The sequence below is a fragment of the Chryseobacterium sp. B21-037 genome (assembly GCF_028570785.1).
Taxonomy (GTDB): Bacteria; Bacteroidota; Bacteroidia; order Flavobacteriales; family Weeksellaceae; genus Chryseobacterium; species Chryseobacterium proteolyticum.
The window spans coordinates 2,312,885-2,333,372 of record NZ_JALGCB010000001.1 but is presented as its reverse complement, the minus strand read 5'-3'; the positions used below and the strand labels follow the sequence as shown (position 1 = coordinate 2,333,372).

The 20,488-nt window shown below is 35.7% G+C and carries 18 protein-coding genes; 13 read left to right on the top strand and 5 right to left on the bottom strand.

All coding sequences use genetic code 11. The features are described 5' to 3' along the window. Positions 1–31 precede the first annotated feature (31 nt). A complete protein-coding gene (locus tag MTQ00_RS10170; RefSeq protein WP_273648763.1) occupies positions 32–1,057 on the top strand; it encodes an NAD(P)-dependent alcohol dehydrogenase in 1,026 nt (341 codons plus the stop codon). A gap of 75 nt (positions 1,058–1,132) precedes the next feature. On the opposite strand, the gene MTQ00_RS10165 is transcribed toward MTQ00_RS10170, so the two are convergent. The 3 genes from MTQ00_RS10165 to MTQ00_RS10155 all read right to left on the bottom strand — a co-directional run bounded on the left by MTQ00_RS10165 (position 1,133) and on the right by MTQ00_RS10155 (position 3,840). Continuing rightward, positions 1,133–2,935 carry an endonuclease gene (locus tag MTQ00_RS10165; RefSeq protein WP_273648761.1) on the bottom strand — a complete coding sequence of 601 codons (1,803 nt, stop codon included), beginning with the start codon at positions 2,933–2,935 and terminating at the stop codon, positions 1,133–1,135. A gap of 193 nt (positions 2,936–3,128) precedes the next feature. Then, positions 3,129–3,656, bottom strand: coding sequence for a DUF4136 domain-containing protein (locus MTQ00_RS10160; protein ID WP_172279788.1), 528 nt, complete (start codon positions 3,654–3,656; stop codon positions 3,129–3,131). Position 3,657: 1 nt separating this feature from the next. After that, positions 3,658–3,840, bottom strand: a complete 183-nt coding sequence (locus MTQ00_RS10155; RefSeq protein ID WP_089027353.1) for a DUF5522 domain-containing protein — start codon at positions 3,838–3,840, stop codon at positions 3,658–3,660. A gap of 38 nt (positions 3,841–3,878) precedes the next feature. Between MTQ00_RS10155 and MTQ00_RS10150 the strand changes: the two genes are divergently transcribed. The 8 genes from MTQ00_RS10150 (at position 3,879) to MTQ00_RS10115 (ending at position 12,133) form a co-directional block, all read left to right on the top strand. Further along, positions 3,879–4,205, top strand: a complete 327-nt coding sequence (locus MTQ00_RS10150) for a hypothetical protein (RefSeq protein ID WP_273648758.1) — start codon at positions 3,879–3,881, stop codon at positions 4,203–4,205. A gap of 55 nt (positions 4,206–4,260) precedes the next feature. Beyond that, a complete protein-coding gene (locus tag MTQ00_RS10145; RefSeq protein WP_273648757.1) occupies positions 4,261–5,169 on the top strand; it encodes a 1-aminocyclopropane-1-carboxylate deaminase/D-cysteine desulfhydrase in 909 nt (302 codons plus the stop codon). A 17-nt stretch (positions 5,170–5,186) separates the two neighbouring features. Continuing rightward, on the top strand, positions 5,187–6,239 hold the full coding sequence (locus MTQ00_RS10140; RefSeq protein ID WP_172279782.1) for a glucosaminidase domain-containing protein: 1,053 nt from the start codon (positions 5,187–5,189) through the stop codon (positions 6,237–6,239). Positions 6,240–6,284: 45 nt separating this feature from the next. Beyond that, complete coding sequence (gene hemL / locus MTQ00_RS10135; protein ID WP_273648753.1) at positions 6,285–7,568, top strand: glutamate-1-semialdehyde 2,1-aminomutase; 1,284 nt, start codon at positions 6,285–6,287, stop codon at positions 7,566–7,568. A 191-nt stretch (positions 7,569–7,759) separates the two neighbouring features. Next, positions 7,760–9,094 (top strand): amidohydrolase, encoded by a 1,335-nt coding sequence (locus MTQ00_RS10130; RefSeq protein WP_273648751.1) that lies wholly within the window; start codon positions 7,760–7,762, stop codon positions 9,092–9,094. 60 nt (positions 9,095–9,154) lie between these two features. Beyond that, the gene (locus MTQ00_RS10125) at positions 9,155–10,000 is read left to right on the top strand and encodes an AraC family transcriptional regulator (protein WP_273648749.1); all 846 of its coding nucleotides are present in this window, start codon (positions 9,155–9,157) and stop codon (positions 9,998–10,000) included. A gap of 81 nt (positions 10,001–10,081) precedes the next feature. After that, a complete protein-coding gene (locus MTQ00_RS10120; RefSeq protein WP_273648748.1) occupies positions 10,082–11,323 on the top strand; it encodes an amidohydrolase in 1,242 nt (413 codons plus the stop codon). 285 nt (positions 11,324–11,608) lie between these two features. Then, complete coding sequence (locus tag MTQ00_RS10115; RefSeq protein WP_273648746.1) at positions 11,609–12,133, top strand: hypothetical protein; 525 nt, start codon at positions 11,609–11,611, stop codon at positions 12,131–12,133. Positions 12,134–12,330: 197 nt separating this feature from the next. Here MTQ00_RS10115 and MTQ00_RS10110 read toward each other — a convergent pair whose 3' ends face one another. Then, a complete protein-coding gene (locus MTQ00_RS10110; RefSeq protein ID WP_273648744.1) occupies positions 12,331–13,554 on the bottom strand; it encodes a hypothetical protein in 1,224 nt (407 codons plus the stop codon). Between the two features lie 30 nt (positions 13,555–13,584). Next, on the bottom strand, positions 13,585–16,197 hold the full coding sequence (locus MTQ00_RS10105) for an outer membrane beta-barrel protein (RefSeq protein ID WP_273648742.1): 2,613 nt from the start codon (positions 16,195–16,197) through the stop codon (positions 13,585–13,587). 186 nt (positions 16,198–16,383) lie between these two features. Here MTQ00_RS10105 and MTQ00_RS10100 point away from each other — a divergent pair, with 186 nt between their 5' ends. The 4 genes from MTQ00_RS10100 (at position 16,384) to MTQ00_RS10085 (ending at position 20,390) form a co-directional block, all read left to right on the top strand. Next, positions 16,384–17,061 carry a response regulator gene (locus tag MTQ00_RS10100; protein ID WP_172279766.1) on the top strand — a complete coding sequence of 226 codons (678 nt, stop codon included), beginning with the start codon at positions 16,384–16,386 and terminating at the stop codon, positions 17,059–17,061. Between the two features lie 46 nt (positions 17,062–17,107). Then, positions 17,108–18,139 carry a sensor histidine kinase gene (locus MTQ00_RS10095; protein WP_172279764.1) on the top strand — a complete coding sequence of 344 codons (1,032 nt, stop codon included), beginning with the start codon at positions 17,108–17,110 and terminating at the stop codon, positions 18,137–18,139. 133 nt (positions 18,140–18,272) lie between these two features. Beyond that, entirely contained in the window at positions 18,273–18,869 is a 597-nt protein-coding gene (locus MTQ00_RS10090) for an IS1096 element passenger TnpR family protein (protein WP_172279762.1), read from the top strand. Positions 18,870–19,043: 174 nt separating this feature from the next. After that, complete coding sequence (locus MTQ00_RS10085; protein WP_273648739.1) at positions 19,044–20,390, top strand: alpha-amylase family glycosyl hydrolase; 1,347 nt, start codon at positions 19,044–19,046, stop codon at positions 20,388–20,390. Positions 20,391–20,488: the final 98 nt, after the last annotated feature.

The window sequence follows — 20,488 nt, the reverse complement described above, 5'->3', positions numbered from 1 at the left end:
TTGAAGTATATAAATTTCAAATATTAATTGTATGAAAGCAGTACGTTTTTTCGGACACAAAGATGTCCGTGTTGTAAATGATATGGAAATCCCAAAACCATCAGGAGAAGAAGTATTATTAAAGATTGGAGGTGCAGGTGTTTGTCATTCGGATTTGCATATTATAGATGAAGGTACAGTTTCAGGTTCTGTTTTTACTTTGGGACATGAGAATGCGGGATGGATTGAAGAAATCGGTTCAGATGTCAAAGGATATAAAAAAGGGGATGCTGTCTTAGTCTATGGACCTTGGGGCTGCGGGCATTGTAAACCCTGTCAGCAATCAAAAGAGAACTATTGTGACCATCAGTCAGAAATGGCGTATGGTGGAGGATTAGGACTGAATGGCGGGATGGCAGAATATATGCTTGTTCCATCGTCCCGTTTATTGGTTCCTATTTATGATCTCGATCCCGTTATAGCTGCACCACTTACCGATGCTGCTTTAACCCCGTATTCAGCGATCAAAAGGTCACTGGATAAGTTGATGGCAGATGAGTATGTGGTGGTGATCGGTGTTGGGGGATTAGGGCATGTTGCACTTCAGATCTTACGGGAGATCAGCGGAGCTGAAATTATTGCATGTGATGTCACAGAAGATAAGCTGGCCTTTGCCAGAGAGCTTGGAGCTTCTTACACCATTTATTCCAAAGATGCTGATGCTGCAGAACAGATCAAAAAGATTACCGGAATAAAAAAGGCTAAAGTAGTATTGGATTTTGTTGGAGCAACTTCGACCATTGAGTTGGGAACTAAGGTTGTAAGCCTTGACGGAGACCTTACCATTGTAGGATTGGGAGGAGGACATTATCAATACAATATGTCCGGATTGCCATTTGGGGTAAGTATGACTAATCCTTACTGGGGCTCCCGGGTGGAACTGATGGAGGTTGTAGGACTTGCCAGACAAAAGAAAATCCATATTGAAATTGAAAAATATAAGCTCGATCAGGCTAATGAGGTTTATGACCGGTTAAGAGAAGGGAAAATCAAAGGCAGAGCGGTCTTGATTCCCTGATATTTAAACTACCAATAAAAAGCCTTCTCTTAATAAAGAGAAGGCTTTTTTTATTTAAAATAAAATCATGAAAGCTTATTTAACGATAAACTTAAGACTGGAATTATCCAGTTTTAAGATATAGATACCTTGCTCAAGATTTTTAATTTTAATTGAATTCCTGCTGTTTTTGAAGGGGCTGTTAATTGTTTCCATTACTTTTCCTTGCAAATTATAGATCTCAGCTTTTTTAATATTCTGAGTTTCTCCTTTTATGAAGATCTCCTGATTTGAAATGGGATTAGGATAAACCTGTAAATCTTTTGACTCAGGCTGAACATCAGAAGAGATACTCTTGCCTTGCTTTCCTGTTCCGGAATAGCAAGTCCAGCTGAGGTTGTCAAGAGCTACACGATTGCTTGATGAATTATTATCCAATGTCACTACTACATTCCCGGAAACATTAATATTATTGATTGTTGTGGTTGCAGTTGTTGCACTGTAAGGAATTGTTCCCACCTGTACTCCGTTTACCAAAACATTAAACGTTCCTGCGCTTCCGCTGAATTTTAATTGAGTAGTTACCGTTAATGATCCGATACCACTAGCTGAGCTGCTCGATTTTAAAGAACCATCACGAACAGTAATCGCCTTATTGGAAATCGTCTGATCGGTTCTTGCATCTGTTGCAGTCCAGGTAATTCCACCATTGGTCCATGTTCTTGTAGAATAGCTTGATGAACTTCCCGTAGGAATGGTTTCAAAATTTTCATTGACACAATCTGTACCTGGATTCGTTGTTCCTCCGGATTCTGTAGTTGCAGAAACTGTTGAGCTGTCGGAAGAAGTATTTCCAGCCGCATCCTTAGCTACTACATAAAAAGTATAAGTTGTGGATGAACTCAATCCTGAAATTGTTGCAGAAGTTGAAGCTACATTGGTTTTTAAGCTTCCGTTCATATAAACGTCGTAAGAGGAAACGCCAACATTATCCGTTGAGGCAGTCCATGAAAGAGATACACTACTTGATGTTTTACCTGAAACACTAAGGCCCGTAACTGTTGTAGGTGCCTGAGTATCGTTTGATGGTTGTTGAGATCCCCAGATCTGATCTACATAAGCAGGATTGTCAATAAAAGGATTTCTATTGCCCTGATAAGTATAAGAAGCATTATTTCTTAAGATTTCTGCCTGAGAAACAGGATCCTGATTATGCCATGCTAAAAGAACATTAAGCTCCCAGGTTTGTAACCCCGGAAAAGCTGTGTTTCCTAGCATGTTACCTGAAGAGAAAGAAGAAAGCTTACTTTGATAACGTGTTACAAAATAAAAGATCATTCTGGCCACATCCCCTTTGAATTCATCAATTGGCTCGAAAACTGTTCCCGAATACCCTGAAGATACGGAGTTCCCTAATTTTGATCCATTTTTGGATGTAAATGTTGCTGTTCCTACTTTTCCGAAAGGATAATTGGATCTCATTCCGTTTACTTTACCATCGGTAGCTCTGATGAAGTTGATATCCGAAACCATCGGTGATGCTTCATTAAACAAGCTTTGTGGTACAATATGTTCACGGTTATAGCAATTTCCTTCTACTGAATAAGTTCCGCATTGATTCGTCACCGGAGTATAGTTGTACGGATCCGCACTATTGGGTTTCTCGGAATAAATATCCATGATAGATCCGTCGTTTTCATAAGTTTTATCAATATCGGTAGTTTTATATCCGGTCCAAAGTCCTCCATAACCTTTGTCCTGGTGACCATTCGTAATAATGGAACTGAGTTCTGTTTTCAAAGCAGCCCCTGTTAATCCATTGGCAGAAGAATAGTATCCTGCAGGAGCCTGGGCTTTAGCAATACCTGCTAAAGCAAGAAATAAGATAATTTTTTTCATATTTAATAAAAATTTAGGGTGTAAGATTACTACATTTTTATGAAATGAAAAATTACATTTCTGTTAATTTTGGCCGTTTATATTATGTATGGTATATATTTGATAAGATAACTACCGTGATGAACTACAAATTAATAAAAAAAGCCAATGCAAAATCATGCATTGGCTCAGTATAATTGATTTAAAATAATCTTTATTTTCTTTGTGGAGGATAGTTCTTCATAATTTCCGCCATAATTTCAGGGATCTGTCTTTGTTTAGCTCTTGGTGAGTCTACAGATATTCCGCTTCCTATACCTTGCCAAACCAGCTTATTGCTTTTCGTATCTACCAGGTCTACAATTAATGCTCCTTCATTATAGTTACTGGTCCATGTTCTGTTCATTCCGATACCCCATCCAAAAGGTCCTCCCCATCCCCACATTCCGTATGGTGAATAACTGTTGATATCCGTTACTTTTTTATGATTAGCTTTTACATTAACAATAAGATCCGGATTTTCTCCCGATGAAAGACCTTTGCTCTGCAGCTGTTTTGATAATTCATTCAAAACCCTGTCTTTATCAATATCGTTAAGTTTCAAATCATCAATTCTTATTTTGTATGTTTTATAAGAAGTGAAATTAGCAGTTTCGGCATAGTCAGAACGAACCTGAAAAGGGCTGCAGGAGGTTAAACCTAAAGTAGCCGCGGCTAACAAAATAAAAATATATTTTTTCATTTTATTTATTTTTTTTATCGTTTTTAATGAATGTATCAGTCTTTTTATCGTATCCGTAAGGACAATGTCTACAGCCACTCTTACAACAATATCCTCGCTTCAGATGAAACTTTTCCGTAAAGACTTTATATCCCTGTTCGTTATAGTAGAAGTCTTCATGTTCTTTGATGTCAAAATGAGCCATAAGTTAAATCTTGATCAAAAACTTTTATATTTGTTATTATGATAATTGTGTGCCAAAAACCATTAAAAAAATTAAAAATTAATGGTATTGCTCTTTTTCCTTTTATCTTCGTAAGAAAACCCGAAGATAAGGAAAATAATGTATTGATCAATCACGAAAAAATTCATTTAAGACAACAACTGGAACTGTTGATTATTTTCTTTTATATCTTTTATGTTATAGAATATTACTATCACTTTTTCAGGTTAAAAGATGCTTATCTGGCTTACCGGAGTATTTCATTCGAAAAAGAAGCCTATGCTATGGAAGATGATGGAGGTTATCTTAAGAGCAGAAAACTTTGGAGTTTTTGGAAGTACAGATAGATAAGATTTAAAAATGGTAATTTTGCCTTTAGTTTCAGTCTTACTTTTAAAACAAATGATTTTACAGATTCCTGCAGAGCCTATTCCGATTGATGAAATAAAGATGGATAAGAATATCAGTCTTTTTCTTAAGAGAGAAGATCTTGTCCACCCACTGATTTCGGGGAATAAGTATTGGAAACTTTTTCATAATGTTAATACCTATCTTCAAAAACCAATTGAAAATCCACTCATCATCACTTTTGGCGGTGCTTATTCTAATCATATTTCAGCAGTTTCAGCGATAGGGAAGTTAGCAGGAGTTCGTACAGTTGGAATTATAAGAGGAGAAGAACTCTCTAAAAAATGGCGTGATAATCCAACACTTCTCTTTGCATTCAGGAATGGAATGAATCTGAAATTTGTTTCGCGTGAGGAATATCGTAATAAAGAAAAATTATCTGAGTTTTTGCAGCATGAATTTCCGGATGCCCTAATCATTCCCGAAGGAGGTACCAATGAAGATGCCGTTCGTGGCGTGAAAATGATGCTGAATCATGAAACAAAAGATTTTGATTATCTTTGCACCGCAGTTGGAACCGGAGGAACAATTGCCGGGATCTCTAATTTTTGTGAAGATAATCAGCAGGTTATAGGATTTAAGGTGGTTGGTGATTCTTCATTGGAGGATACCATAGCCCAATTAACCTTGAAGAAAAATTATCATCTAATAGATTCTGATTTTGGAGGTTATGGGAAAATAACGGATGAGAATATCCGTTTTATAAATGATTTTAAAGAGAAATACCAGATTCCGCTGGAGCCGATTTATACAGGGAAAATGATGCAGAAGGTTTTTGAACTGATAGATGATGGATATTTTCCTGAGAATAGTAGAATTTTATGCTTCCATACCGGCGGTTTGCAGGGAATTGAAGGCGCAAATTTGCTTTTAGAAAAACAAAATAGAAAATTAATTATATAAAGTAAAAATTGAAAAACATGAAAAGACTTTTCTTACTCGTAAGCCTTTTAGTTTTATCAAAATTCTCAGCTCAGACCTGGGCTACTGAAGACCAATACATCCAGAAATTTGCACAATATGCAGTAGAAGAAATGGAAAAATATAAAATTCCTGCTTCTATTACGCTTGCTCAGGGGCTTCTGGAAACAGGGGGAGGGCAAAGCAGATTGGCTCTGGAAGGGAAAAATCATTTTGGGATAAAATGCAAAGAAGACTGGACAGGGAAAACAATGAAGCATACGGATGATGCTCCGAACGAATGTTTCCGTGTGTATGAAGATCCAAGGCAGTCTTATGAAGATCATTCCATATTCCTTTCAACAAGAAAGTACTACACCAATCTTTTCAAGCTGGATATGAAAGATTACAGAGCATGGGCGTACGGATTAAAAAAAGCAGGATATGCAACCAATCCGCGTTATGCTTCCATTCTTATTGGTAAAATTGAAAGATATAAACTGTATGAGTTTGACAATACCAATTCCAAAGAGGTTCTTTATGCCGTACTAAGCTTATATCCGAACCTTAAGGATGACAGAACTTTCATGGCACAATTAGAACCTTCTAAAGTCGCAAAAAAAGATCCTGTTACAGTGAATGTACCTTATAAACAGACTTCTTATGCACAACAGCAGAAAAGGGTAGAAAGAATTAAAACAAAAGCTGAAATCCTTAATTCTATACTGATAAAAAGCCATCCTAATGACGGACTGAAATATATCGTTATTCCAGAGGATACAGATGTAAAATACATTGCCAACAAATTTAAGGTTAGCGAAGGCAGATTGATCAAATGGAACGAATTAGAAGGAACTGCTTTAAAGAAAAATGATATCGTATTTCTTGAATCTAAAAATTCCACAGGAAATACGGCCGTGTATAAAGCCGAGTCTGGTGAAGATATGCACGACATCGCGCAGAAATTCGGGATCAAACTACACAAGCTATACGCAAAAAACAGAATGGATGAAGGACAACAACCTTCGCCTGGACAGTTGATTTATCTGATAGATAAAAAGCCGAGAAATTAAATAATAAAATATATATGCGCCGAGAGGCGCATTTCTTTACGTAACATGAGATATCAAAGAAGTTCAGCTTTATTCAATGAAGCATATCAATACATTCCGGGCGGAGTAAATTCTCCGGTACGGGCATTCAAATCAGTGGGAGGTGTTCCCGTTTTTATGAAGTCTGCAAAAGGTGCATATCTTACAGATGAGGATAACAACACCTATGTGGATTACATTAATTCATGGGGACCCGCTATTCTTGGACACACCCATCCTGAGGTATTGGAAGAACTTAAATTACAGGCAGAAAAAGGTTTTTCCTTTGGTGCTCCTACAGAGCTGGAAACGGAAATTGCAAAATTCATCGTAGAAAATGTTCCGAACATTGATCAGATCAGGATGGTTTCTTCTGGAACTGAAGCTTGTATGAGTGCAATCAGGCTGGCAAGAGGATACACGGGAAGAGATAAGATTGTAAAATTTGAAGGATGCTATCACGGACATTCAGATTCATTTTTGATCAAAGCCGGAAGTGGAGCTGCTACTTTTGGTAACCCAAATTCACCCGGTGTAACTCAGGGAACTGCTAAAGATACTCTTTTGGCCCGCTACAATGATTTTGAGCAGGTAGAAGATCTGTTCCGTCATAACCAGGGAGAAATAGCTGCCGTAATCATAGAACCGGTTGCCGGAAATATGGGATGTGTTTTACCTGAAAATAATTTCCTACAGAATTTAAGAAAAATCTGTGATGAAAATGGAGCTTTATTAATTTTTGATGAGGTAATGACCGGCTTCAGATTAGCTTTTGGCGGTGCTCAGGAGTTGTTCAATGTAAAAGCAGATCTGGTTACCTACGGAAAAGTAATCGGAGGAGGACTTCCTGTAGGAGCCTTTGCGGGAAGAAATGAGATCATGGATCACCTGGCTCCGAAAGGAGGAGTGTATCAGGCTGGAACACTGAGCGGAAATCCTTTAGCTATGAAAGCCGGATTAAAAACACTTCAGCTGATTAAAAATGATCCGAACTTTTTTGAAAGAATTAATAGAACTACGGAAACTTTAGATTTTGAAATTGGAAAAATTTTAAATGAAAAAGGGATTGCTCATAAAATCAACAGAAAAGGTTCTATGATGTCTGTTTTCTTTCATATCAACAGAGTGTCAAACTTTGATGAAGCGCAGGAAGCGAATCATTCCTTGTTCAATAACTTTTTCCATCAAATGCTAACCAATGGAATTTACCTTCCGCCAAGCGGTTATGAAACGTATTTTATCAGTGATGCGATCAAAGAGAAGGAAATCGATATGACGCTGGAAGCTGTAAGGAAATTTGAGTATTCTTAACTCAATAGAAACAAAAATAAAAAAGGACAGGATTTATCAATCTTGTCCTTTTTGTTTTTAAATACACCAGATACCGGTATACATAAAATTTTCCGCAAAATGAGTTTCACAATAAATTGTACAGACATTGTTATAAACTATACCTGTCCTTCATCTCTGTTATATTTATTTTTGTAATAAATAGATTGGATATGAACACCTCAGGCAATATAACCCGTAAAGACTTCATTAAAAGCTCTGCCTTGGCAATGGCAGGTTTAACAACATTAACATCCGGAACAATGAATGCTGCAAGCCTGCTTTTTGAAAATGAAACTTTAAGTAATGGAAAACTGAGCTTTAAAAATGTTCGGTTGGAAACCGGTTTTCAATATCAAGAAGGGGAGGTGATTTCTACGCAGACCCATCTGTTTTGTGTTTATATAGAAAATGGAAAAATAAAAAGCATTACTCCAAACCAGCCTAATGCTAAAGCGATTGATGCAAAGGGATTTTTAATGCTGCCTGCATTTAAAGATATGCATATTCATTTAGACAAAACATATTATGGAGATCATTGGCAGGCTGTAAGGAAAAGAACAGGCGGAGTAAAGGGAATGATTGCCCTGGAGCAGAAGATACTTCCGGAAATGTTGAAGAATTCAGCTTTTAAAGCAGAAAAAATGATTGAGCTCTTACAATCTAAAGGAACTTCTTTTGCGCGAAGCCATGTCAATATTGAGCCTACATCCAAACTGGATTCCCTGAAAAACCTTCAAAGAGCATTGGAGAATAAAAAGAAAACATTTGGAGCGGAGTTGGTTGCTTTTCCTCAGCATGGTGTTTTTTATACGGATTCGGTGCCTTATCTTAAAGAAGTAGCTGCTATGGATATTGATTTTATAGGAGGGGTAGATCCTTATACGATTGACGGAGCTATTGAAAAAACAATTGATTTTACAGTTCAGCTTGCCTTGGATCACGACAAAGGAATTGATATTCATTTGCACGAGTCCGGAGAATCCGGCTTAAAAACAGTAGAGTATCTTATTAATAAAGTGAATGAAAACCCATCTCTCAAAGGAAGAACCTATTTGAGCCACTGCTTTGTCTTGGGGAAGCTTGAAAAACCAAAACAGGAAGCAATTGCAGAAAAGCTGGCTGCCGCTAAAATAGGAATTGTTTCTACCATTCCTTTCGGAGGCCTTGTTATGCCGATTCCATTATTGTATCAATATGGTGTAACAGTTCTGACGGGTAATGACAGTATTGTTGATCACTGGAATACTTTCGGCTCAGGAAGCGTATTGCAGAAAGCAAATCTGATGGCGCAATTGTATGGATATTCAACAGAATTTTTACTATCAAGGAGTTTAAAACTGGCAACAGGAAATGTACTTCCGCTGGATGATAACGGAAATCAGCAGTGGCCTAAAAAAGGGGATGATGCCAATATGGTGTTTGTAAATGCGAGCTGTTCTGCTGAGGCGGTTTCAAGAATTTCCCATATCGAATCTCTCGTTCATCAGGGTACGATTGTTTTTTGATAGAGGTTGTGATCTATTCTGGCAGAATTTACTTATTTTAGAGAGTAAATTAAAAGCGGAATGAGCCATCAGTCAGATTATTTTCCCGTCTTAGGTATTCATGAATTCAGTGAGGACCAGTCAAAAGGTTGTCATCTTTTGTTTAATGAGCTGTATGGTGAAAGATCAATCGATGAGCCTCATAAGCATGATTTTTTCATTATTAACCTTTTTAAAATAGGTAAAGGTTTTCATACAATTGATTTTGTGGGGTACAAAGTTGAAAATAGTCAGATTCACCTGGTTTTTCCCGGACAGGTCCATCAATGGGTGATAGAGAAAGAGACAATAGGATATCAGCTGATGATCAGCCGTGAATGGTTTGAAAATTTTCTTCCGGTATTACGGTTTTCAGCATCTTATTATCAGAATCATCCCGTGATTGATGTCTCTGAGGAAATCTTTCAGCAGCTTTTGTACGAATTTAAGGCTATTAAAGATTCTTTAAATAATAAGCCTGTATTTTGGGAACTGATTCAAAAAAGAGGAGAAGTGATTGGTTTGCTGATCAGTAAATCAGTAGAAGGAGCTTTTAATGATTTTGAAATTTTTAATTCCAATCCCGTAATATCTAAATTTTTGTCATTTATTGACCAATATTTTAAAGAAGAACGTTCAGTTTCTTTTTATGCGGAAAAATTAAATATCTCTGCCAACTATTTAAATATAATATGCAGAAAGAACCTGAATAGATCGGCTTCCTCGTTGATCCAGGATCGCATTTTGCTTGAGGCCAAGCGTCTGCTGAAAGTGTCTGCAATGTCTGTAAAAGATATTGTATATGATCTTGGGTTTTATGATCACGCCAGTTTTTCAAAATTTTTCAAGGCTCAAACCGGAATGACACCTTCACAATTTAAAGAGTAATAATCCGTACAAAGCATCATATAATTGGTACACCTGTTTTAGAAATGGTGGGCTTAACTTTGTTATCATAAAATGAGAAGTATGCAGCCAGACTATAAGGTTATTGCCTCCGGAAACTATCTGTTGAAAAACGTACGCCTGGAAACCGGATTCGATTACGATGAGAAAGACGTTATCAGAACAAAAACGGATTTGTTTTGTGTTGAAATTGAAAAAGGAACAATAAAAAATATCCTACCTGGTGATGCACATTCCGGTGGGATTGATGTAAATGGCAAACTGATGCTCCCTGCATTTAGTGACATGCATATCCATCTGGACAAAACTTTATATGGACTTCCATGGCAGGCAATATCGCCGAAAAGAAAAACAGTGAAAGACATGATTGCTTATGAACAGGAAATCATTCCTGAGCTTTTAAAGACATCGGTTGAAAGAGGAGGAGAGCTGATCTCTTTATTGCAGTCTTACGGAACCACTTTTGCGAGGACTCATTTTAATGTCGATCCTACTTCAGGATTACAATCCCTGGAAAACTTAGAAAAAGCATTAGAACATAAAAAAGATTTTTTCAGTGCTGAACTGGTGGCTTTCCCTCAACATGGATTGTATTATACCGATTCGGCTCACCTGATGAAAGAAGCGGCTGCCTTAAAAAGTGTAAGCTTTATAGGTGGCTTAGACCCCTATTCAATTGATGGGAATATTGAAAAGGTAATTGATTTCACCGTTCAGTTGGCGCTGGATTATGAGAAAGGAATTGATATTCATTTGCATGAAATAGGTGAATCGGGGATGAAAACCATCAGTTATCTGATCGATAAGGTTATTGAAAATCCGGTTCTCAAGGAAAAAACTTTCATCAGCCATGCTTTTGCCCTGGGGCATTTATCTTTAAAGGAAACAAATGAAATCGCTGAAAGACTTGCGAATGCTAAGGTGGGAGTAGCCTCTTCTATTCCTTTCAGAGGAACAATTATGCCTGTTCCAGCGTTCAAAAAATATGGAGTGAATATTCTGGTAGGAAATGATAATGTCCAGGATCACTGGAGCACTTTCGGATCCGGAAATATGCTTCAGAAGGCTAATTTGATTGCTGAGTTATATGGATATGAGACAGAATTTGAACTTTCAAGGACTTTAGGATTTGCGACGAGAAATGTTTTTCCTCTAAATGAAAAAGGAGAAATGCAGTGGCCAAAAGCAGGAGACCAGGCAAATGCTGTCTTTTTAAATGCGAGCTGTTCTGCAGAAGCTGTAGCAAGAGTCCCTAAAATAGAGGGATTACTGATCCAGGATCATTTACTCTGGAAAGAGTTTTAATATAATTTTTTAATACTTGTTTTTGTAACCGGGCACCATTGTAATTTACTTTGGTGTTTTTATTTTATGTTGAAAAAAATACAGTTAAGGTAATTTTAATATTAATTTTACATAAGAATATATGTTTATTATTTAATAATGAAATAAATTCGCATTGTCATTACCGTGTACTTTTGCAGTATACAATACACACCTTACACACAAATATTTTTACGAAAAACTATTTTTTTACTTTCCCAACATTATTACTAATAGGGGGAAAGCCCTTATAAATTACTGTATATTATGAATGAATTAGAAGTAGATTACAAACAAATTCTTTTCTTCTATGCTTTTCTGCGACAAGTGGATTTATCACTTGATAGAAGCAGGTGGACTTCCCTTAAAGAACTCCACGATTACTATCAGGAAAGAATATCCCCTGAACAAATGATTAGCTATCTGAAGATTAAGTTGAATGTTCCCGATGGGGATTTTAACGACTTTCCTGCCCAGGAAGAGACCAGGAACAATAAAGGTAAATTTAAGCTTTTCAACAAAAAAACGACTCTTTCAAAAGAAGAATTGATTCATTTTCATCAGCTGCTAAAATTATTTGATCAATGTCTTAAGTCGGGTGAAGAAAAATACAGCATAGAGACTGAAAGTTTAAGGGTAGACATTGCAAAATTTTACTCCTTACTTCTGGAACCTAAAATTACTAAAAGTGATTTGAAGAAGGTGATTTCCATAGAGCATTATGGACAAAACCGACTGCTCAAGACAAAGGAAATGAAAGAAGTAATTCCAAAAGATTTTTTTACGATCTGATCAACAACGAAACTAATTAACTATGACCAAACTTTACTAATGTAAACATGTTAGGATATATCTTTGTGATTTCCTAGAAAACAGAATTATATAAAAGGTATTGAAGATTTTCAATGCCTATTTTGTGTAATAAATTAAAAAAGCCATCAGAAAACTCTCTGATGGCTTTTAATGTGATATGAGAAACTATTACTTGCTTATTGTAATCCAGCTAAAAGGTTAACACCATCTACCGTAGCCCAAGCTCCTGGTACCAATGTAACTTTTGTAACTGTTGTTGCGTTTGTGAAAGTTTTTCCACCGTTTGGATTATATGCATATCCCCAAACTCCAGCGTTATCAGAGTTAAGATAGGTCATAGGTGCAACTACTACTTTTCCTGTATTTACTTGATTTGTTTCAGTTGCAGCATCTTGTATAAGAACTGAGTAAGCACTTTTACCACCTAAGTTTTTGTATCCGCTAATATAAACGTTAGAGAAAATACCAGTTCCTTGTCTCTTAAATTGGATAGCAGAAATTTCTACTGAACCTGCAACCTCTGGATTTGTATTTGCATCTCTGATTAAAGTTATATTAGAGATTTTTGGTGCAATATTATCAACGTTTGCAGAAGCTTCAATCTCCATTCCGAAATTTCCTGTACCCGTTTGGAAAGCATACCAGTTTGTGTTATTTTGTCCGCTCCATGCATCTTGCCAGTCAAATGAATCATCGAAGTTGCCATAAGAAACAATATTTTTAGCACTTACAGTCCCTCCGAAGAATTCATACCCGTCATCTGTTCCTTTGTAAGTTACAAGATTTTCTAATGTAGTTCCAGCTCCTACAGCATAGAATGTCATAGAATTGGTTTCTGAAGTACCATCATTAATTTTCTTTCCTCCATATTCTACACGAACGAATTTCATTGTTCCAGAATTATGGTTTGCATCATTTCCTCCATAATAAACACTATTTCCATCTTCAGATAATGCTTGAGATAACCCATTAACTGCTTTAATTGGGGCATTTCCATATAATGTAATTCCACCCCAATCCCCAGGCTGCTTATTTGTAGTTGTAAATACAATTGGCTCACTTGCAGTTCCTACAGCATTTATTTTACCATCTTGTAATACTACCAAGCTACTTGATTTTGTAGTTACAGCATTGAAAACAGCACCAGGCTCAATGGTAATAGTTGCACCATTTGTTATTTTCACAACACCATCAAGAATATAAGTTCCTTTCTTAATTAATATATCTTTTGTAATTGTACCTGAAAGGGTTCCGCTACCACTTAGTACACTTTCAGTGGTGCCAGGATTTGTTATTGTTCCGTTACCGTTGTCCCCATCGTTAATATCTATGGTACATGAAGTCAATGTTACACTCAAAGCTATAGCTAAGGAAAATAAAGTTAAAAGATTCTTTTTCATTTTATAGTAAGATTTAATTTTTATAATTTTTTAAAATGTGTAGCCAACTGTAAAGTTAAAATTGACTCCGTTGAAATAATTGTTTAGAGAATAGTTATCGTTTGTTCTTAGTGTATAGTAATTATCATCTCCTAACTCAACACGATATTTACTGTTTAGGATATTTTGAACTCGGAATTTTATATTCCAGTTTTTATCAATTTGATTTTGGTAAACAAAATCCAGCTGATTAAACGGTTTTTCATAATAATTATCAGTTCCAGACCCACCTACAGCATAAATTTTTGATCCTGAAACATTATATACTAGAGAAAGTGTACTGCTAAGATTTTTGGAATTCTTATACTCATACTTTAAATCAGCATTTATAGTATAAGGTGCAGCACCTTGCAAGCCTCTTTTATGAAGCTGATCGTCTGTAAATCCAACAATATTTGGTCGTTCTGTTTTTAATTGTTCTTCACTCCTTTTTACGTCAGAATACATAAATGTTGCATTGGCACCAAACGTAAACTTATCAAGTGCATCAGAAATTCTACCTAAACTTAATATACCTTCTAGCTCTATTCCAGCAAGCGTTGCTTTCTTGGAGTTGTAATAAGTAATAACTACACCACTTGCATTTCCCGATGGAGCGATAGACTTTTCAATTGCATTATCAATTCTTTTAGCAAATAGATTTACTGCAAACATTTCTTTATTAGATGGGAAATACTCCCATTTTAAATCAATATTATAGTTTTCACTATTTTTAATATTTTCGTTACCTCTCACAGTTGTGTTATCCGGATTGATATATTCAATCGGCATTGTTTCAATTAAGATAGGACGAGTAACCGTTTTACTTAATGATAATCTTAAGTTGTTTTTACTATCTAAAGCTTTCTTTATGGAAAGGGAAGGAAGAAAATAATTTTTATTCGTGGTAAGGTTAATTCTATCAGAAACCCCTGGTTTGTTGTAACGAATAATTCTCATGTCATTTTCGAATCTTCCTCCAATTAAAATATCCCAACTTTCAGTTGGTTTATAATCAAAATTTAGATATCCTGCATTTACGAACTGATAAATATTTGATAAATAGGAATATGCATCAGAGTCTTCTTTATAAAATAGTTTATCATTTTTAATTGAATTTTCTAAGGTAGATTGAGGACTGTCAATATCTATAAAGACAGGGGTGTTAGTACCTTTAGGCGTACCAAAAATAAAGCGATAAGAGTTTTTTCTGATATCAGAAAAGCCATTATATCCAACAGACAATTGCATAGGGAACTCTTTTTTATCACCCTTTTCTCCAAGGAAAACAGAGTACTCACCAAAAGCTGACGCATAGAATTTTCCATCAACATCTAGATATTGTCTGATTAAATTGTTACCACCATAAGAAAATGCAGCATGACTAAAATCTTGAGGATAAGTAAGTTCAAATATTTTTCTGTCAGGTTGGCTGTAATTATTAAGAACGTAACTGCCTCCAGCTTTAAACAAATGACGTTCCCCGATTTTTTGAGAAGCTGTTAATTGTAAATTTAGAAATTTGGAAATATCTTGTTGATTGGTTCTAAAAAAACGATTGTCCTCCACACTGAAGTTCTTATAACCTTTAAAATCTTCAATAATATTAGCAGAGTTTTGTAAATAAATAGCGTTTAAGTTAATATTTGTACCCCTATTCTTATACGCTGCTCCCAACAATGCTGAGGACTCAAGTTCATAGATATAACTTTTCTTGTTGAGTAGATTACTTACCTCTATAATCTGTCCGTTATCTCTAAACTGATTATTATCTCCTTCTTTATATGAATATTTAGAGCCCTGATTCAAAGAAAATAAGATTCCAATATTTCCCGTTTCACCAGTTTTTACCTTTTGTACTGTAGTAAAACCTATACTTGTATTTGGTAGAGTTTTAATATTATTTACATTCCATGAATCCTTAAATGAATTTAATGATTCATCTTTAGTAAAATTATGGGTATTTGGTCTATAATCTCTTACTTCATTTGGAAGTCTTCTATCTCTGGAATTTAAACCCAAATATCCATTCATCCCATCTGCACCCTCAGCCACTTTAAAGTTATCTCTGAATGTACTCAATGTATTAACTCCAACACTGAATTCAATTTTCGAAAAGGGCTTATCAATCGTTAAAGTTTCGATATCAAAAGTAGCTCCGGCAAAATCTCCGTAAAGGTTAGAATTGAATGTTTTGTAGATATTGAGTTTACCCACAACGTCGGTAGGGAATTGCTTTAATGCAATGATTTTTTGGAAAGGGTTATTGGAAGGAGAGCCAAGACCGTTAATTAAAAGATAATTATATCTTTCCTCCAGACCTCTTACGAAAAGCCCTCGTCCTTCTACTGTAGTAATTCCGGTTACCTTTGTAAGGCCTTGTTCTACGTTAGAAATTCCCTTTCTGGAAATTTCCTCAGCACTTACAGCCTGCTTCTGGATAATTGCTTTTTTCTGTTCTCCTAATACAGCAGTTTCAGTTTTTTTATTGCTACTTCCCTGGATGACAACACCTTCGATTTTCTTCTCTTTCTTGATGGTGTCCTGCCTGGTATCTTGAGCGTAAAACGCAGTCGATGAGGCGGTTAAAAAAATAACCGCTATACTAGCTTTTCTAAAATTCATTTTATTTTACTATATTCTTTCGGTGCAAAGGAATAAAAGTTTATCGGTCTTAATGGTTTAGTTAAATTTAATTTTTCCTTAACTAAACATTAACAAAACAATATAATTGTTAACTTTATATGAACGATAGATGATTTGTTATTCTATGGTACAAAAATTATTAACTTTGACACGTAAAAATTGAAAATGAACCAAAAGAAAATACTCTTAATAGACGATGAACTCGATATTTTAGAGATTCTGTCTTACAATTTAGAAAAGGAAGGCTACGATATTTATACCGCTACCAATGGTAATGAAGGGATAGAAAAAGCCAAAGAAATTGTTCCGGATCTAATTTTACTAGACGTAATGATGCCTGAAAAAGATGGTATCGAAACTTGTCAGGAACTTCGAAAAGTAAAGGAACTTCAAAAATCATTGATTGTATTCCTTTCTGCAAGAAGCGAAGAGTTTTCTCAGTTAGCAGGTTTCCAGGCCGGAGCCAATGATTATATTGTAAAGCTGATCAAACCGAAAATCCTTATTTCTAAAGTAAATGCCCTATTACAGCTAACATCTCAGGTGTCAGACAATGCTAAGCTAATTGAAATTGGAGACTTGATTATTGATAAAGATAACTTCAGGGTTTCTAAAAGCGGGCAGCAGTTTTTACTTCCTAAGAAAGAATTTGATCTGCTGTATCTTTTAGCCTCCAATACGGAAAAAGTTTTCAAAAGAGAAGAAATTCTTGAGAAAGTCTGGGGAAATGATGTGATTGTCGGAGAAAGAACCATTGATGTTCATATCAGAAGATTAAGAGAGAAATTAGGAATTAATACCATTCAGACTTTAAAAGGAATAGGGTATAAACTGATCGTTTAATCGAAATAGCCTACCTTTACCTTATAACCATAAAAAATTTGTAAAATTGAAATTTTACAGGCTTACTCTTGTAGCATCATGTCTTATCACATTGGTGATGTTTCTATTGGTGATCATCTTTGATTCGCTGAAGGATATTTATTATAAAACACCGTTTTTTAAAATAGGGCTGATCATATGTCTCGTTGTTATATTTATTGTGAACTACCTCGTTCTTGAACTGCTGTTCAATTACTATGGTAAAAAACAGGTTCGTGGGCTTTCCCAGCTCCTGCCACAGGAAATTGTAAATACCAATGACGAGAATATTACCATTAAAGAATTAGGAGAGCGATTTTCAGATCTCAATCAGCAAAAAGTTTCTGAGATTGATATGATGAAGGAAATGGAAAGCTATCGTAAAGAGTACATAGGAAATGTTTCTCATGAGCTTAAGACTCCATTGTTTTCAATTCAGGGATATGTAGAAACGTTGAGGGATGGGGGAGTAGATAACCTGACCATTCGCGATAAATATCTTGAAAGAATAGATATATCCGTAGAAAGACTGATTGCTATTGTTACCGATTTGGATATGATTAACAGGCTTGAGGCCGGAGAAATCAATCTTACGGTTTCGAGATTTGATGTTAATCTCTTAATCAAAGAAGTTTTTGACCTGCTTGATCTTGAAGCAGAAAAGCACAATACTACATTACAAATTCAGACACTGCATCCTCAGATCTTTGTGGAAGCTGATAAACAAAAAATCTCACAGGTTTTTATTAATTTGATCTCTAATGCTATTCACTATGCTAACAGGCAGGAAGCAAAGGTTGTAGTGAAAACCAGCGTCCTTAAGAATAAAGTTTTAATTGAAGTTATTGACAACGGTATGGGAATCAAGTCAGAAATTCTTCCGAGGATATTTGAGCGGTTTTACCGTGTAGAAACCAGCCGGAATCGTAGAGAAGGAGGCTCCGGATTAGGTTTGGCTATTGTAAAGCATATTTTGGAAGCTCATAAAGAAAATATTACAGTTGAAAGCGTGTACCTTGAAGGTACAAAATTCAGTTTTATGCTTGAAAAAAGTAAATAATCTGGGCAAAATGTAAGGAAAAAAAATATTTTAAAAAATCTTGAAATATTTTTTTGTGACATGTCATTTATTATATATTTGCAACAGAAATTTATCATAATAAATAAAGGCAAAAAGTAATTTAAAGACTGATATGGTTTACAAGATCCGCGTAATATTAGATGCGAAAGAAGATATTTTCCGTGATATCGAAGTGAAGGGAAAACAGACACTATGGAATTTACATCTGGGAATTAAGAGTGCGTTCAGCTTGCAGGGAGATGAACTTTCAACTTTTAATTTATTGGAAGAAGATGGTACGATAGTAAAAAGTGTTCCATTAGAAGATATGAGTGATGACGGTGATGGGGAAATTATGTCAGATGTTTATATTGATGAAGCTTTTGCAAGTGTAGGAAATAAAGCTCAGTTTCAATATGGACTTCTGGATCTTTGGGAATTCTTCTGTGAATTAATTGAAGTAATCGAGGAAACCAAAGGAGTTAATTATCCTATAACAGTATACAGATTTGGAAACGTTCCGTTAAAAGCTCCAAGCAAGAGCGGAAACGGGGGTGGATCTAAAAAGAAATCTGCAATGCCTCTTATCGATGATGAATTTAATTTTGATGACGATTTCGAAAGCGGAGGGAATTTTTCCGATGAAGACGACAGTTTTGATGATGAGGAAGAAGAAGACTACAATGACGATGTATTCGATGAAGATGATGACAACGATGACGAAAGATAATTGGTAACACAATAAAAATATAGAGCCCTGGATTAATGTCCGGGGCTTTTTTGTAAATTATGCCAGGCGGAAATGCTGAAAAGGTAGAATTAAATTTGCTTTTAACCCTTTTTCCGTTCTATCTTTCCTCTTTTAATCATAAAACAATCCTTACTTTTGTTAAAACCGGAATTAATGAAAAAATTAATTTTTTTGGCAATTATTGGCTTGGGAATTGTTTCCTGTGCTGTACAAAATACAAATAAGACTATGGATTTACCTAAAGATTGGAAACACTCTGCAAATATTTATGAAGTCAATGTAAGGCAATATACACAAGAAGGGACTTTTAGAGCTTTTGAAAAAGAGATGCCCCGTTTAAAGTCTATGGGAATAAAAGTTCTTTGGTTTATGCCGGTTACGCCGATTGCTCAGCAAAATAAAAAAGGAAGCTTGGGAAGTCCATATGCTGCTGCAGATTATACGTCTGTTAATCCTGAATTCGGGACACTCGATGATTTTAAGCACATGGTAAATGAAGCCCACAGATTAGGATTTAAGGTAATCATCGACTGGGTGGCGAACCATACCGGTTGGGACCATGTCTGGACAAAAACACATCCTGAATTTTATTTAAAAGATCCGGATGGAAAATTCCATATTGCATCGGGAATGGATGATATTATCGAACTTGATTATAAGAATCAGGAGATGCGTAAGGAAATGATTGATGCAATGAAGTTCTGGGTTAAAGAAACTAATATTGATGGTTTCAGGTGCGATCTTGCTTCATGGGTTGAGGTTGATTTCTGGCAGCAGGCCCGTCCTGAGGTAGAGACCCTAAAGCCTCTTTTCTGGTTAGGCGAATTTGACGAATTGGAGAATCCAGAATACGGGAAAATTTTTGACGCAAGTTACTCGTGGACCTGGATGCATAAATCTGAAGATTATTATAAAAAGAACCTGCCATTACAAGATCTGAAAGATTTATTATTGAAATATTCCAACATTGGAGATGCTTCAATGAGAGCCTGGTTCACGACCAATCATGATGAAAACTCCTGGAACGGAACAGAATATGAAAAGTATGGTGTCATCACAAAACCTATGGCTGTTTTTTCGGCGACCTGGAATGGAGTTCCGTTGTTATATTCCGGACAGGAATTACCTAATATGAAACGATTGGAATTCTTTGAAAAAGATCCTATTGAGTGGACTGCCAATTATCAGGTGGCAGATTTTTATAAGACCTTACTGGCTTTGAAATCTTCAAATCCTGCCTTAAGAGGTGGAGACACTCATGTAACAACTTATCTTTTAAATACAACGGCCAATGACAAAATTTTAGCTTATGTCAGGAAAAATGGTAAAGATGAAGTTCTTGTTGTATTGAATATGTCTAAAGAAGATGTAAGTTTCAGCATCCAAGATGAAAATCTGTCAGGAGTTTTCCGAAACGTTTTTGATGGTACAAAAAGGGATTTCACCACAGGAAAAGATTTTAATTTTAAAGTTTCTGATTATGTGGTTTTTGAAAAATGAAGACCAGAGCCTCTGAGATTCTGGCTTAAAATCTAAGAACATTTTTATTATATTTAAAAAAAAAATAATACTTACACAGGCGGGCCAAGGTCCGCTTT